Raw genomic sequence first — 16,022 nt, 5'->3', positions numbered from 1 at the left:
TCTTCACCTCCTAGACTCATAAACTCCTCTAGCAAAAACTTTTAAGACTGCTAAAACAATTATAGAAAAAATAATCATAATTAAAGAAATAGAAATAGCTATATCCATATCACCAGTTGAAATATTTAAAAAAATAGCAATAGGCAACGTTTCAGTCTTTAATCGAGTCGCTCCAGCTAACATTACCGTAGCTCCAAACTCCCCCATTGCTCTAGCCCAAGCTAAACTAATCCCTGATACAATACCATTTCTAGCTAAGGGAAGAGTAATTCTTCTAAATACTTGAAAATAAGAATCACCTAAAGTCATTGCTGCCTTTTCTAAGTTAAGATCAATCTCAATAAAAGCTGTCTTAAAACTTCGAATAGTAAAAGGCGTAGCCACCATAAACTGGGCCATTACTACTCCTACAGGTGTAAAAACAAATCTGATCCCTAATTTAGCTAACTGATCTCCTAATATTGGCCCTAACAAAATTAATAAACTCAATCCCATCACTAAAGGGGGTAGAATAATTGGTAAATCTAGTAAAATATCAAATATTTTTTTACCTCTAAAATCATATCTAGCTAATACATAACCAACAGGTAAAGAAATTATAGTAGCTAACAAAATAGAAATTAATGATGTAAGCAAGCTTAAAGATAAAGCATAATAAACTTCTTGATTATTAACTAAAACTGATAATAATGTTGTTCCCTCAATATAGATCAAAGGAGTCACTAATACAGTAGTTAAAAAAACAATAAAAACTATAAACACAGCAAACATTATTATTTTAAAATAATTAAATTTCATCTGGCTTCCCTCACTAATTTATAGTTTGATTTAATTTTCAGTCGTTTTATACCCATATTTACTAAGAATTTTCTGTCCCTTTTTGGAAGAAACAAAATTCATAAACTTAACTGCTTTTTGCTTATGATCTGAAAATTTAAGTACTGCTATAGCCAAATCTTTAACAATATTAACTTCTTGCGGGATTTTAATTACTTGTAATTGCTCCTTGAATTCTTTATAATTAGCTCTCCAAACTACTCCTACATCACCTTGGCCCATAGCAATAGCCATAGCTACTTGATTAACTGTCCCCATTTTAGCAATTGGATTTAAAGTAAAATCAGCTTTAGCCAAAATTTTATCTGTAACTCGACCAATAGCTGCACTTTTACTTCCTAACACTGCTTTATTCTGTGCTTTATTCAAATCACTAAATTCTCTAATTTCATCTGCATTGCTATTAGAGGTTATAACTACTGGTGTATGATAACCCACTGGCGCTTGAGTATAGATATAATTATTTGTCTCTCCTACTTCACTTGTTATATTTTTTAACTTCTCAATATACCTAATATCCCCAGGTATATATAAGTCTCCATTTTTAACTGTTTTAATCTGATTAAGTAAGGTTCCTGAACCATTGAATTGATAATTGACTTGTACGCCATACTTTTTCTCAAACAGCTTTCCTATTTCTTGCATAGGTTTTTTAAAACCTGCACCACAATACACAAATAAAGACTCCTGAGCTTGAACAGTAACAGATAGTAACAAAATCAAAACTAAAACTAATCCCCAACTGCTTTTTTTCATTTTACCCCCCCTTTATATATAACTTAATTGATATAAAGTGGCACTTTCGTGCCACAGCTATCAGCTGTCTGTCGTGAGCAGTGAGCTAATTCAAATTCTTCAATTCAAAATTATAAACCTAATTCAACCTCTGAAAACACAGTAATCTTAAGGGGTTAGATTTTGAATTTAAAGGTTTTGAATTGGCTGATAGCACACAGCACACGACACACGACTGTGTCACCTCTGGTGACGCAATATATCAATATTATTTCACTTTACCATTAAATAACTAACCAGATTAACAAGTCTCCTTAATCATTTATCTTTATAGTTTCAATAAAAATTGCAACTTGACCACCACAGACCCCACCAGCCTTAGCTACTTCCTGATTACTCATATCAAAAAAACATTTCTTATCCTCTCCTATCTGGATTAAATCTTGTGCAGTTTCAATAGTTTCTGCTTCAGATGCTCCTCCCCCAACTGTCCCTTTAATAGTACCATCAGGATAAACTAACATTTGTGCTCCAATATCTCTAGGTGAAGAACCTGTAGCGAAAATAACAGTAGCAAGAGCTATATAATCACCTGGCCCCTCATAATCTATAATCTTATTCACTATCTCTCTATCCATTACTTACCCCTCCTTATAGAAATTATTTCTGCAATAATAGATATTGCTATTTCTGCTGGAGTTTCACTACCAATATCTACACCAATTGGAGCATGAACCTTATCTATTAATTCTTGGCTAAACCCTTCTTCAGCTCGAAACTGATTAAATAATATCTTTACTTTACGACTACTACCAATCATTCCTATATACTTTGCTTTACTTGTAATAACCTCTCGTAAAACATCATAGTCATGTTGATGACCTCTTGTCACAATAACTAAATAATCATTTTCTTTTATCTTTAAATCTTGTAAATAGTTATCGAAATCAGCACAGACTAATTTATCAGCCTTAGGATAACGTTCCCTAGTCACCATATCTTGTCTATCATCCATTACAGTAACCTTAAAATCTGTCATTTTACCTACCTGAGCTAAAGATTGAGCAACATGTCCTGCTCCAAAAATCACTAATCGCGGTTCTTCTATCACTGGCTCAAAATAAACCTCAACTTCAGTTTTCTGATCAACTTGTACCTTATTTAATACTGGCTGTTGCAAATCTATTAGTGAATTAAAACTACCAATATTATCCATGATAACTTGCCACAATTCCATCCTATTAGCTGGATAAACTATTCTATCTGACTGATTCACAAGCAGTTTACTACCTACAGGGTTAGATTCAAAATCACTAGTACTCTCCACAGCTGTAATTGTACCTATTACAGATTTTTCTTTTTGCTTATAAGCAGTTGCTATTTTTCTATAAAATTCAATTTGTTTCACTTTTAACTCATCCTTTCTCTGGTTTTTTATTGGCCAGATGTAAAATGGCTTCTAACACCCCACCACCAACCGCAAGAGCCTTATCAGAAATCTTATTATAGTAACCTCGTTGATTCCTAGGATCTATATCACCTATTTTAAACCCCTCTTCAACATAAATCCCAGAATGAATCTGACCTCTAATCACACCACTTAGCTCTGCCTTTACTGGCCTATCATTTACCCTACCAAACAGTTCGCCTGCCTCAATTTCGGAACCTAACTTCTTGTCACTTTCAAATACACCATCACAAGGAGCACGTAAAACCCTTTTGTGAGTATATCCCATGATTTCACCTGGCTGACCTGTGTTAGGAAGAGTAGTTCCTTGATAAATCGCTCTACCTAAATAATGCCCTCGGCAACTTTCAATAACTGCATCTACATCTTCTCCTGCCTTAAAACCAGGGCCAACTCCAATAACTAGAGGAGCTTCATTTAAATTAGTAGCTTGGTTTCGCTTTAACATCCGCCCATCTATTACTACCTGGGGAGCAAACTTTTCTTTGAAATATGATAAATTATCCTGAGTAAATACAGGTATCCCTCCTTTATTTATGATCTCCTTAAATGAGTTCCAATCGGTAACAAATTGAGCTGTTACTCCTTCTACTTCATACTTTCCTCTATATACAGACTCAGCAAAAGAAACAGTTCTTCTCACCATCAGCGGTTCCCTAATCTCACTAATTGCTACCTTAAAACCACTTTGGTATAATCTATAGGCAATTCCTGAGGCTAAATCTCCTCCACCTTTAAGTAACACATTTGTTATAGGTACATTCCTCCACATAATTATCCCCCTCTTCTCACTACTTGTAGTACTGGGTCAAAATTTCGAGTATTAGCAAGAATTACTTTTTTTATCCCTTTTTCTACTAACTCAAAAGCAATCTTTCTTATTTTAGCTAAATTGTTTTCTTCCACTTGATTTAAAATAGGTATGTAATTTCTAACCTTATTCTGATAATATCCATAGGAATTAACTGAAGTTAGTATCTTAACTATTAATTCTTTATCTATTACATTTTTATCGGTTAATCTTGTCAGTTGTTTTAAACGATGACAATACTGATCATTAATTTCTTTTCCTAAACCACTCATTCCTAAAACGGGAATTAATATATCAGTTTCATTAGGGACTACTGGCTCATAAGAGGCTGGAGCCTTAATAGGTTTACCAGCAGAACCATCTCCTTCAACTAATATATTAAGATCAGAAAAGACTAACTTAAGCTTATCTATCTCCGTTGGTAATATCCCCTTAATTTTATAACTAACTCCTGTTGCCTGATAATTAATTAGTTTCCTTCCTACAACTACCTTCTGTTGAGCTTCCTTTTGCCAGATATCAGTTAGTTTATTTATTATCTGGATAGTATCTTCCCCCATGATTTCTAGATTGGAAAACTGATCAAATTCAGTAAAATGAGTAGTTGTTGTAACTAATAATCGTTGTTTAATTGGTTCTTGTACCAAAGCAATGATCGTTGCTGTCTTCCCCCCTGCTCCTACTACTGTAACTAGATCTCCTTGTTTAATACCTAATGATTTTTGTAATTGTTGTTCCATCTTATTCACTCCTTAATTCAATCAATTGGCGTTATACTTAACCTCATATAACGCTGATAAACTTATATAACCACTATACTAATTAATGTTTATGTTATAAATTATATACATATTACCGTTTATACTTTGTGTACTCAGTATAATAATCAAGATCAATAATAATACTTTCATCATTAATAGGAAAATGATATATCTTATCTGGATATTTGCATAATAGATTACGCAAACCACCTTCTTTTTCAAGATCATAAATTTCAGAAATTAAATCTGTATTTATCAGCAAAGGATGACCTCTGCTTCCATTAACTACTGGCACCATTATCTCTGGTTGCTTACTTAAACATTCTTTTAAAACTAGATTAAAAACATCAGTACTAATTAAAGGTTGATCTCCTAACGCTAACATAATATACTCTGTAGAATTAGGAAGATTAGTTATCCCTTGCCATACACTAGTCAACATCCCTTCTTTATAATTGTTATTTTTAAACACTTTCAATCTAGTTTCACTCCAATTTTCTAAAACAGCTTCAACTCTACCAGCTTGGGCTCCCAAAACAACTCTAATTTCATCATCAATAAATCTAGAGTCAGCAATATTTTTAATTACTGTCTCCAGAATTGTACTATCTTTCCAAGGTAGTAATTGTTTTAGAGTTCCCATTCTACTTCCTTCACCTGCTGCTAATATAATTGCTGTAATCATTGATCTAAACACATCCTTATCATTTGATTTGCAAGGAGAGAAATTAATTTCTCTCCTTGCTGTTTATTACCTCTACATCCAGAGAAAATAACCTACAAAAACTATCCCTAATAAATAAACTAACCTATTAACTTGCTCTCTTTGCCCAGTAAATAACTTCATTAAGGGATACATAATAAATCCAAGTGCTATCCCATGAGAAATAGAATAAGTTAAAGGCATGGCAATCATAGCAACAAAAGCTGGGAATATCTCAGTAAAATCATCCCAATTAAGATCAATAATATTTGACATCATCATTGTTCCTATACATAATAAAGCTGGTGAAGTAGCAGTTGCTGGCACAACAGAGATTAAAGGCTTAAAAAATAAAGCAAGAAAAAATAACCCAGCAGTTACCACTCCAGTTAAACCAGTTCGACCACCCTCAGCTACCCCGGAGGATGACTCTACAAAAGTAGTAACTGTTGTAGTCCCAAATAAAGCACCACAAGTAGTTCCAATAGCATCAGCTAATAAAGCCCGATTAGCTTTTGGTAAATTACCATCTTCATCAATATATCCCGCCTGCTTACTTACGCCTACTAAAGTTCCTGCTGTATCAAAAAGATCAACGAAAAGAAAAGATAATAGCACACTAACAATCCCTACATCAAAAGCAGCCTTAATATCCAGCTCAAATAACACAGCAGACCATTCTCCAAATTTAGGCATAGCAATTATTCCTTCTAAAGGGGGCGTTACTCCATTAAACCAGCCAACAATTGTAGAAGCAATTATTCCTAATAAAAGAGCTCCTTTAATCTGACGAGCATATAATACACCTGTTACTATCATTCCTATAATAGCAACAAGAGATGGACCTGATAAAGGATCTGCTCCCATCTTTACCAAGGTAGATTGACTAGAAACAACTAATCCAGCATTCTGCAAACCAATAAAAGCTATAAACAGCCCTATACCAGAAGAAATCCCGGCTTTTAAAGACATTGGGATACAGTTAACTATCTTTTTTCTAACTGGTGTTACACTCAGTAGAATAAAGATTATCCCCTCTAAAAATATTACCCCTAATGCAGCCTGCCAGGGGACCCCCATATTAGCAACTACAGTATAAGCAAAAAAAGCATTCAATCCCATACCAGATGCTAAAGCAAAAGGATAGTTAGCCAACAAAGCCATGCTTAATGTTCCTACTATTGCTCCAGCAATAGTGGCTATAAATACTCCCCCAAAGGGCATACCTGCATCACTTAAAATAGAAGGATTAACAAAAATAATATACGCCATTGTTAAAAAAGTAGTAGCTCCAGCCAAAATTTCTGTTTTAATATTTGTATTATTCTCACTTAAATGAAATATTCTTTCTAAAATACCATTCTCATTAACAGTCTCACCAGTGTCAGGATTAGGAGTACCCATATTTTCTCGCCTCCTTGATTTTAATTGCCTACCCTACAACTAAAGGAACAAATTGAAAATCTACCACAGAAAATAATCCCTTATCAGTTATCTTTAACTCAGGAATAACTGGTAGAGACATAAAAGATAAAGTCATAAATGGTTCTTCCTTAGTAACTCCTAAGGAGAAGGCAGTAGCTTGCAAACTATCCAATTTTTCTGCAATTTTTACTAGAGGTTTATCTGACATTAAACCAGCAATAGGCAAAGGTAATTTGTCAACTATCTGACCTTTATTAGTTATCACAATACCTCCTTGTAACTTTTCTATTTCTTGCACAGCTAATATCATATCTTCAGCCTCTACTCCTGCTACAATAATATTATGAGTATCATGAGCAATAGAAGTTGCAATTGCTCCTGTTTGTAATCCTAAACCTTTTAGTAACCCTAAACCAATATTTCCTGTTTTCTGATGTCTTTCTACTACTGCTAACTTAACTAAATTCTGCTTAGCCAACTCACTAGAGGTTAGCTGTTGAGAACTTAAATTGACAGTAGATTCCCTAGTTATTATCTGCTCTTCCATTAACTCCAGCACCCGATACTTATTACCTTCTGGTAACATAAAGTCAGTTTTTTCTATCTTCCCTATATTGACTGAATTATATATATCACTATTCTGACTTGCGGAATCTTGTACTTCGTCTGCAGAATCCAGAATAAATTTACCATTCTGAGCTACTAGTCTACCATCTTTAAAAACTTTATTAATGTTTATTTTTTCTAAATCATCAATCACAACTAAATCAGCTTTATAGCCAGGAGCTATAGCTCCAATATTATCTAACCCTAAAGCATTAGCAGAATTTATAGTTGCCAATTTAATTGCTTGTAAAGGCTCCATCCCATGCTTAATTGCTTTTTTTATTAGAAAATTAATATGTCCTTCTCCAACTAAATCTCTTGGATGACGATCATCAGTAGCAAATAAGAATCGATTACTATTTTTTTCATTAACTGCTGGTAATAATCTAGCAAGATCTTTAGTCGCAGATCCTTCTCTGATCATGATGTACATTCCTTTACCAATCTTCTCAAGAGCTTCTTGGCAAGTTGTACATTCATGATCAGCTTTAATGCCTCCTAGAAGATAAGTATTTAAATCTTTAACATTCAATCCTGGAGCATGCCCATCTATAAACCGATCACTAAATAAAGATAATTTTTCCCAAATACTCTGTTCCCCATTAATTACACCAGTAAAATCCATGACTTCACCAAGGCCAAGAATTCCTTCAGCCGTAATTAACTCCTCTAAGTCTTCAGCTTTCAAAATAGCACCTGAAGTATCAAATTTAGTTGCTGGCACACAGGAGGGTAACATTAAATTAAAGTTCCAAGGTAGAGACAAGCCTACATCTAACAAATATTTAATCCCTTCTATCCCCATAACATTAGCTATCTCATGTGGATCAGCTACAACTGTAGTAGTTCCTAAAGAAATTACTTCCTGGGCAAATTCTTTTACTTTGGCCATAGCACTCTCAAGGTGTAGATGACCATCAATAAAAGCAGGAGCAAGTACTTGGCCCTGCAAATCTATTTCTTTGTGTCCCTTATAAGATCCCGTCCCAATAATTACACCATCTGCTATAGCTACATCTAACTCCTTTATTTCTTCATTAAAAACATCAACCACTTGACCATTCTTTAATACTAAATCAGCCTTTATTTCTCCTTGAGCTTTTTTTAATAATTTAGAATTCAAATTTACCCCTCCTTGCTTAAAAACAACTCAAACTAATAAGTTATTATTAAATACTAAGAGCTCCAAAATTACATCGAGTTACACAAAGACCACAGCCAGCACATTGATCCTGATCAACTACTGCTATATTATTATCATTTAGCTCAATAGCTTGATAAACACAACTCTCAACACACATACTGCAGCCAGTACAAGCTTCTTGATCAACAGTCGGAGGTATAGTTGTAAAATTGGCATCTTCTGATCGATTTTCCTGGGCCAACCCTCTAACTTGATCTAGACTACTATATCCCAACTCAGACATTAACTCCTTCATCTCACTGACAATCTGACCATACATTTCAGGACCATTAACAATAGCTGCAGTACAAATCTGTATTGCTTGGGCCCCAGCCATAATCATCTTTAGTGCATCTGCCCCAGTTGAAATTCCTCCTACTCCAATAACTGGAATATCAACAGCCTGCACAGCCTCAAAAACACATCTTAATGCTAAAGGGAAGATAGCATTTCCTGATAACCAACCATAACCATTATCGCTCCCCATCAGTGGTTGACTTGTCTCCAAATCAATATCTAAAGTAGGTCCCATAGAATTAATCAACACTATTCCATCTGCTCCTGCTTCCTCAGCAGCTTCAGCAAATGTAGGTACATCTACTTGCGGACTTAATTTAACCATAACTGGAATATCAGTCACTTCTTTAGCTGCTTTAATACTATTTACTACTGGAGAAGGATCATTACCAAGATAATGAGTTGATAATTCCAAAGCAGCAGCATACGGTTCTACTTGTTGTGCTAATTCTTTTATTTCTTCTGCTGAATAACCTAACCCTACAATCACTGGTAATCCAGTTTCTTGTGTCTTAGGATATTCTTCTTCTAACCATTGTTCTGGGGGTAATTCAGACCATAATTCAGCATTCATAAACCCACTCTTAACCTGTGCCATATTTGGTCTTGGTACCTGAGCTGCTTTAACAGATATAGTCTTGGTTACAATTGCCCCAGCCCCTCCCTCTTTAGCTTTATGAGCCATATCACCATCTTTAACAGTTGGCCCTGCTGCAGGCATAATTGGATTTTTAAAATCAATTCCAAAAAGATTCAAACTTAAATCTATCATATTAATCTCCTCCTTTAATATTGTTATTAAAACAATCCTTTAATTACCCATCATTAGGATTTTTCTGCTAAACCTTTCTTTATTTTGTCAGGAGTAATAGGTAATTCCTTAAATCTAACTCCTATAGCATCATAGACAGCATTGGCAATTGCTGGTGCTGCTCCAATAGTACATGGTTCTCCAACACCTTTAGCCCCAAAAGGACCATCAGAATCTTGATCTTCAACCAAGCGGGAATTAAAGTTAGGACTATCTAGAGCAGTAGGTATTATATAGCCACTCAAATCAGGATTTAAAGTTATTCCTTCTTCTATTACTTGCTCTTCCATAAGAGCCATTCCCACTCCCTGAACAGTTCCACCTTCTATCTGCCCTTCAACTCCTTGCGGATTAATGGCTTTACCTAAATCAAGAGCTGTATTTACATTTAAAACCTTAACTTCTCCTGTATCAGTATCTACTTCTACTTCAATTTCTTGCGTCATAAAGGTATATGCTACATATACTTTTTCAGATTGACCAGTAACTGTATCTGGTTCATAAGTTTTAGGAAAATAGGAACCCTCTGCTTTAAGTTCTTGCCCTCTATCTTGCACCTTGGTAGCCAACTCCCAGTAACTAAGTTTATTACTAGAATCATCATGTCTAAAAATATACCCCTCTTCTACTCCCATTTCCGGATAATTACACCTAAATTCTAAACTAGCATAATGATATATTTTACTTAGCAATTCTTCAGCTGCTTCCTTAACAGCATTACCGGTAAAAAATGTCTGACGAGTAGCAGAAGTAGAACCTGCATTTTTAGTTAAATGAGTATCTCCCTGACTAACTCTGATTAAATCAGGATTGATCTTTAAAACCTCAGCTGTAATCTGAGTAACTACTGTTAAACCCCCTTGCCCAACATCAGCCGCTGCTGTTCTAATAAGAATAGTTCCTTCCTCTTCTATTTCAACTGAAGCAATAGAGTGATCAGGAAACCCTTCTCCATAACCAAAACCAAACATTATAGTTGATATTCCTTGACCATATTTTTTCATTGGTCATTCCCCCTTTGTTGACATATCCATTATTTCTTGAATAGTTTTTTTAACATTAACACTTTTAGTTAAAACCTGACCATTAGGGGTAGTTGACCCTATTTCATAAGCATTTTGGAGACGTAATTTAGTTCGATCCATTCCTAACCTTTGAGCTATAATATCCATCTGGGAATCATAAGCAAATGCCATTTGAGTAGCCCCAAAGCCTCTCATTGCCCCTGTATAAGTATTATTTGTATAAACAGCATAAGAAGCTCCTTTAACATTTTCTACATTATATGGTCCAGTACAGTGATATAACCCTTTATGTACCACTGCTGGACTACTCGAAGCATAAGCACCTACATCACCTATTAATTCTGTCTGCCAAGCTGTCAGATAACCTTCATTAGTTACTCCAGTTTTATGTCTAATAATCATTGGGTGACGTTTAGACTGAGAAATCATTGATTCTTCTCTAGTATAACTAAACTTAACTGGTCTTTTTACCTCCCTAGCTGCCAATGCAAGATGTATATGAACAGAAATATCCTCTTTCTTCCCAAAGGCTCCACCTATAGTAGGTTGTATAATCCTTATCTTTTCTTTAGGCACACCTAAAGATTGAGCAATATCTACCTGTGTATCATGCAACCACTGTGTAGCTGCCCAAATCTTAGTCACTCCCGTCTCTTCTTCATATAAACCTACTCCAGCTTCTACTTGTAATGGAACCTGATCTAGATGCTGTGTTTTATATTCCTTTTCTACTATTAAATCAGCCTCCGAAAATCCTTGTTCTACATCTCCTTTTTTTAGATAGTGATCACATAATATATTATTAGAGTATATAGTATCGTCTAAATGTTCAGAAATTAATTCACTTTCAGCTTCATGAATTACTGGCGCATTTTCTTCCATGGCTTCTAAGGGATTAGTCAGAATTTCCAGTTCTTCCACCTCAACTTCTATTAACTCAAGGGCCTTAACAGCAATTTCTTCTGTTTCAGCAATAACTATAGCTAAAGCATCGCCCATAAATCGCATCTTCTCCCCACTACCAACTAATACAGGCTGATCTTTGATAATTAATCCAAAGTTATTTAAATCAGGATAATCTTCAGCAGTAATTATCTTAACTACTCCAGGTAATTTTTCTGCCTGGCTAATATCAAGCTTACGCAAATAGGCATGAGGATGGGTTGCCCGCTTAACTTTCAGATATAACATATCATCAAATTGTATATCTCGCGTATACGTAGCCTGACCAGTTACTTTCTCTGTGGCATCTACTTTTTTTATATTCTCCCCAACTATTTTTTCACTCATTATCCCTCCCCCTTTCCCTAAGTTTGTATCCTGCTAATTTAACTGCATCTACTATTTTCTGATAACCTGTACAACGACATAAGTTACCTGACAAACCCCTTCTGATTTCTTGTTCATCAGGCTGAGAGATATCATCTAATAATTTTTTGCTAGCTAAAATCATTCCTGGCATACAAAAACCACACTGCACAGCACCAGCTTCAACATAAGATTCCTGGATTGGATGTAACTTCTCCTCACTATTTAGTCCTTCTATAGTTAAGATATTTGCCCCATCTGCTTGAGGAGCCAGCACAAGACATGAATTAACCAATTCCCCATTCATTATTACAGAGCAGGCACCACATTCGCCTTTTCCACACCCTTCTTTAGCACCAGTTAGATTTAAATCTTCTCGCAATAAATCAAGCAAACGAGTAGTAGGCGTAGTTTCTATATCTCTTCTTTCCCCATTAACTGTTATTGTGATTTCCAATTCATTCACCCCCATTTTAATTCCTTTAGGGCACTTATCATAATATCTCTCCCAACCTCTCTGCGATAATCTTCAGTTCCTCTGATATCATCTATCGGGGACATATTATCTGCTACTAGTTGGCCCAGTTCTTCATAAGCTAGTTGGTCTATCCTTTTACCAATCACTTGCTTCTTAACTGCCTTAATTTCTAGTGGAGTAGGAGCTACTGCCCCCATACAGGCTCTAACATCACTAATTACTTGATTCTGATTAAATTCAACAACTAAAGCTAGAGATAAGCTGGAGATAGCTAAAGCCTTTCTATTACCAACTTTCTTCCAGACTCCAGCTGTATTTAGTTTAGGCTTAGGAATTATAACTTTGGTTAATAGTTGTTCTGGATTAATTACTGCTTTTTTAGGACCTGTAAAAAAGTCTTCAGCTAATACTATGTCTTCTTCCTTAGCAGAAGACAATTTAAACTTTGCCTGATAGGCTAAAAGTGGTGGTAAAAGATCACCAGCTGGAGAAGCAGTAACAATATTTCCCCCAAGCGTGCCCCGATTTCTTATTTGAAGAGCTCCTATATCTGCTGCAGCCTGACTCAACACAGGAAAATAATTATTTAAATTTTCTGAATTCTCAATTTCTGTATGAGTCACTAGCGGCCCAATTTCAATCCAATCCTCTTTAACATTTATCTCTTTTAGCTTCTGAATATTCTTCAAATCTAAGATGTTATCTAAGTCATATAATTTATCATAATATTCCACTAATAAATCAGTTCCGCCTGCCAATACAGTTACTTTTCTTCCGTACTCTTGTAGTATATTAACTGCTTCTTCTATGGTTTCAGGAGCAAAATATCTCTTAAAATCTTTTCCAAAACTGTCTGGCTTGTTCTTGACATTCCGAGCATATTTTTTCTTCATCTAGAACCTGCACCTCCCGATTTTCCATTAAAATTTTACCCCCAACAACTGTAGTATCAACTAAACTACCATTCATTCCTAATAAAATATGTCCCAGAAGATTATCACTTTGCATGGGAGTTGGCGATTGATACTCTACTACAATTAAATCCGCGGCCGCACCTGGTTTTAACATCCCTAATTGCGGGCCAAAGTAATTTTGAGCAATTTGTTGGTTATTAGCAATAGCCATCTGATATGCTTCTTCTCCCCCAACTGAAGGGTGAGCTTGATCATGAGATTGTAGTAAACTAGCTACATTAATACTTTCAAACATATCAGTTGTATAACCATCAGTCCCTAGACCAACAGTTAAATCTTCTTCCAAGGCCTCTTTAACTGGAGCAACTCCTACAGCATTCCCCATATTTGATTCAGGATTATGAATCAAATTAACCTGATTTCTCTTCAAAATATCGAGTTCACCCTCCTGAAGGTGGACTCCATGGATGGCCAAAGAATCTTCCTGCCAGATGTTATACTTATCTAGTCTATCAACTACTCCAACAAATCCCTTTTTTTGGCTATCAGCTACATCAGCCCAGCCTTCTGCAGTATGAATATGTACCGGTGCCTGTAGCTCTTGACTCAAAGCCGCTACTTGTTCTAGAGTCTCATCTTCTAAAGTAAAAGAGGCATGAAGACCGATTGTCCCGCCTAGATAAGGATCCTCTTCTTCTAGTTTTTTAATAAACCTTTCATTTTCACGTAGTGCTTTCTGAGCTTTTTCTGAACCATGACGATCTGATATTTCATAAGAAAGATTGGCCCGAATACCAGTTTCTTTGACTGCATCAGCAATGATATCTAAACTACCATCAATCTGCCCATAACTAGCATGATGATCAAAAACAGTAGTTGTTCCCTGTTTAATTCCCTCTAGCAGAGCAAAAATAGCACTGTAATAGATATCTTTAGCGTTCATAGTTTGATCAAGTCGCCACCATAGTTTCTGTAGGATATCAACAAAATCTTGAGGGGGACGATCAGCTTTTAGATCCATACCCCGAGCAAAAGTACTATACATATGCATATGGGAATTAATCATCCCAGGCATAATTAGCTTACCTTCTACATCTTTAAATTTAGCCTGGGGATATTTTTCTTTTAGTTCTACTGTCTTACCAAGTTCAACAATTTCCTCCCCTTCAATCACAACGCCCCCATCTTTTATGACAGTGGACTTTTGATCAAAAGTCAAAACTGTCCCATTACCGAAAATTAGCATCCTAACATCCCCTTCTAACTATTTATCATTTCCTGGGCAATACGATTAGCCTGGCTAATAACTTCATTTTCCTCAATCGTGGCTAGTTCTCCATCTTGAACAACTATTTCTCCATTAACAATCGTGATATCCACAATCTGGGTGTCACCAGTATTAATCAGAGCTGAAACTGGATCTGATAAACCTCCAGCAAAGCCAAACCGCTGACTATCAACTAGGAACATATCTGCTGCTTTACCTTCTTCCAAACTCCCAATTTGTGGTTGATTGAGCAAATCACGTCCTCCATTAGTAGCTAAAGCCAACACATCTTCGGCAGTTATACTACTGATACCAGAATTTAATCTGTGCATTAAAAAAGCCGCCTTCATCTCCAAAATCATATTAGAAGAATCATTACTGGCACTACCATCAACAGCTAAACCTACTGGCACATCATTTTCTAGCATATAGGGAACTTTAGCCACTCCAGAAGCTAACTTTTGGTTGGAAACAGGACAGTGAGCAACTCCAGTTCCAGTTTCAGCCATCCGATCTAGTTCTGCCTCAGTTAAATGAATACCATGAGCATACCAGACATCTTCTCCTACCCAACCTACTTGCTCCATATACTCCAGAGGACGCATACCAAAGGTCTCTTGACAGAATTTTTCTTCATCCTTAGTTTCTGCCACATGCGTATGACTCTGCACCCCATAACTGCGGGCTAATTTAACCGACTCTTTCATTAAATCTTTTGTAACCGAAAAAGGAGAACAAGGAGCAAGTATCACTCGCTGCATAGAAAATGGATCATTATCGTGAAACTTTTCAATCACTCGTTGGGAATCCTGTAAGATTTCTGTTTCTGTCTGGACAACTTTATCTGAGGGGAGTCCACCATCCTTTTCACTTAAAGACATACTCCCGCGGGAACCATGGAATCTAATCCCTATTTCTTGGGTAGCTCTAAACTGTTGATCAATAATATTAGCTGGCTGACTATCTGGAAAGACATAAAACTGATCAACAGCCGTCGTACAACCAGTCTTTAATAATTCTCCACAAGCAACTAAAGTACTATAATAGATTGCTTCAGGAGTTAAGTTGGCCCAGATAGGATACAGATACTGTAACCAATCAAATAGTTCTAAATTTTGCGCCTGACCTAGATTCCTAGTTAAAGTTTGATAAAAGTGATGATGCGTATTAACCAAACCTGGGAACAGAAAGTAGTCTGAACCGTCAATGATTTGCTCAGCCTCTTGTTCTATATCTTTAGCTATCTTGCTAATCCTATTGTCTTCAATTAAGATATCAGAATCCTGCAATCTATTACGTTCTTGATCCATAGTTATAATTTCTTTAACATCTTTAATCAAAATAGAAGACATCTCTTCTCCTCCTTATAAAAGATAATCAAACTATCAAGTAA

The 16,022-nt window shown here is 35.7% G+C and carries 16 protein-coding genes; all 16 read right to left on the bottom strand.

Features of this window, described 5'->3' with window-relative positions; all coding sequences use genetic code 11:
- Positions 1-3: 3 nt before the first annotated feature.
- Complete coding sequence (locus tag ACYQ3D_RS05485) at positions 4-798, bottom strand: ABC transporter permease (protein ID WP_459836947.1); 795 nt, start codon at positions 796-798, stop codon at positions 4-6.
- A 30-nt stretch (positions 799-828) separates the two neighbouring features.
- Complete coding sequence (modA, locus tag ACYQ3D_RS05480; RefSeq protein WP_459836945.1) at positions 829-1,593, bottom strand: molybdate ABC transporter substrate-binding protein; 765 nt, start codon at positions 1,591-1,593, stop codon at positions 829-831.
- Positions 1,594-1,886: 293 nt separating this feature from the next.
- A complete protein-coding gene (locus ACYQ3D_RS05475) occupies positions 1,887-2,210 on the bottom strand; it encodes an XdhC family protein (protein WP_459836944.1) in 324 nt (107 codons plus the stop codon).
- On the bottom strand, positions 2,210-2,980 hold the full coding sequence (locus ACYQ3D_RS05470) for an XdhC family protein (protein WP_459836942.1): 771 nt from the start codon (positions 2,978-2,980) through the stop codon (positions 2,210-2,212). Before ACYQ3D_RS05470 ends, ACYQ3D_RS05475 begins: the two co-directional genes overlap by 1 nt.
- Before the next feature lie 7 nt (positions 2,981-2,987).
- Positions 2,988-3,812, bottom strand: a complete 825-nt coding sequence (gene yqeB, locus ACYQ3D_RS05465; RefSeq protein ID WP_459836940.1) for a selenium-dependent molybdenum cofactor biosynthesis protein YqeB — start codon at positions 3,810-3,812, stop codon at positions 2,988-2,990.
- Positions 3,813-3,814: 2 nt separating this feature from the next.
- Positions 3,815-4,591, bottom strand: coding sequence for a selenium cofactor biosynthesis protein YqeC (gene yqeC, locus ACYQ3D_RS05460; protein WP_459836939.1), 777 nt, complete (start codon positions 4,589-4,591; stop codon positions 3,815-3,817).
- A gap of 112 nt (positions 4,592-4,703) precedes the next feature.
- On the bottom strand, positions 4,704-5,297 hold the full coding sequence (locus tag ACYQ3D_RS05455) for a nucleotidyltransferase family protein (protein ID WP_459836938.1): 594 nt from the start codon (positions 5,295-5,297) through the stop codon (positions 4,704-4,706).
- A 72-nt stretch (positions 5,298-5,369) separates the two neighbouring features.
- The gene (locus tag ACYQ3D_RS05450; protein WP_459836937.1) at positions 5,370-6,719 is read right to left on the bottom strand and encodes an NCS2 family permease; all 1,350 of its coding nucleotides are present in this window, start codon (positions 6,717-6,719) and stop codon (positions 5,370-5,372) included.
- 28 nt (positions 6,720-6,747) lie between these two features.
- Positions 6,748-8,469, bottom strand: coding sequence for an adenine deaminase (gene ade, locus ACYQ3D_RS05445; RefSeq protein WP_459836935.1), 1,722 nt, complete (start codon positions 8,467-8,469; stop codon positions 6,748-6,750).
- Between the two features lie 46 nt (positions 8,470-8,515).
- Positions 8,516-9,598: a 4Fe-4S dicluster-binding protein gene (locus ACYQ3D_RS05440; protein ID WP_459836933.1), complete on the bottom strand. Its 1,083-nt coding sequence runs from the start codon at positions 9,596-9,598 to the stop codon at positions 8,516-8,518.
- A gap of 53 nt (positions 9,599-9,651) precedes the next feature.
- Complete coding sequence (locus ACYQ3D_RS05435; RefSeq protein WP_459836932.1) at positions 9,652-10,641, bottom strand: xanthine dehydrogenase family protein molybdopterin-binding subunit; 990 nt, start codon at positions 10,639-10,641, stop codon at positions 9,652-9,654.
- A 3-nt stretch (positions 10,642-10,644) separates the two neighbouring features.
- On the bottom strand, positions 10,645-11,952 hold the full coding sequence (locus tag ACYQ3D_RS05430; protein WP_459836931.1) for a xanthine dehydrogenase family protein molybdopterin-binding subunit: 1,308 nt from the start codon (positions 11,950-11,952) through the stop codon (positions 10,645-10,647).
- Positions 11,945-12,427 (bottom strand): (2Fe-2S)-binding protein, encoded by a 483-nt coding sequence (locus tag ACYQ3D_RS05425; protein ID WP_459836930.1) that lies wholly within the window; start codon positions 12,425-12,427, stop codon positions 11,945-11,947. The genes ACYQ3D_RS05430 and ACYQ3D_RS05425 overlap by 8 nt, the downstream gene beginning before the upstream one ends.
- 5 nt (positions 12,428-12,432) lie before the next feature.
- A complete protein-coding gene (locus tag ACYQ3D_RS05420; RefSeq protein WP_459836929.1) occupies positions 12,433-13,341 on the bottom strand; it encodes an FAD binding domain-containing protein in 909 nt (302 codons plus the stop codon).
- Positions 13,280-14,608 carry a putative aminohydrolase SsnA gene (gene ssnA / locus ACYQ3D_RS05415; RefSeq protein WP_459836928.1) on the bottom strand — a complete coding sequence of 443 codons (1,329 nt, stop codon included), beginning with the start codon at positions 14,606-14,608 and terminating at the stop codon, positions 13,280-13,282. Before ssnA ends, ACYQ3D_RS05420 begins: the two co-directional genes overlap by 62 nt.
- Before the next feature lie 14 nt (positions 14,609-14,622).
- Positions 14,623-15,981, bottom strand: coding sequence for an 8-oxoguanine deaminase (locus tag ACYQ3D_RS05410; protein WP_459836927.1), 1,359 nt, complete (start codon positions 15,979-15,981; stop codon positions 14,623-14,625).
- Positions 15,982-16,022: the final 41 nt, after the last annotated feature.

The organism is Halanaerobaculum tunisiense, from assembly GCF_054657635.1.
This window is presented reverse-complemented; position numbering and strand designations above follow the sequence as displayed.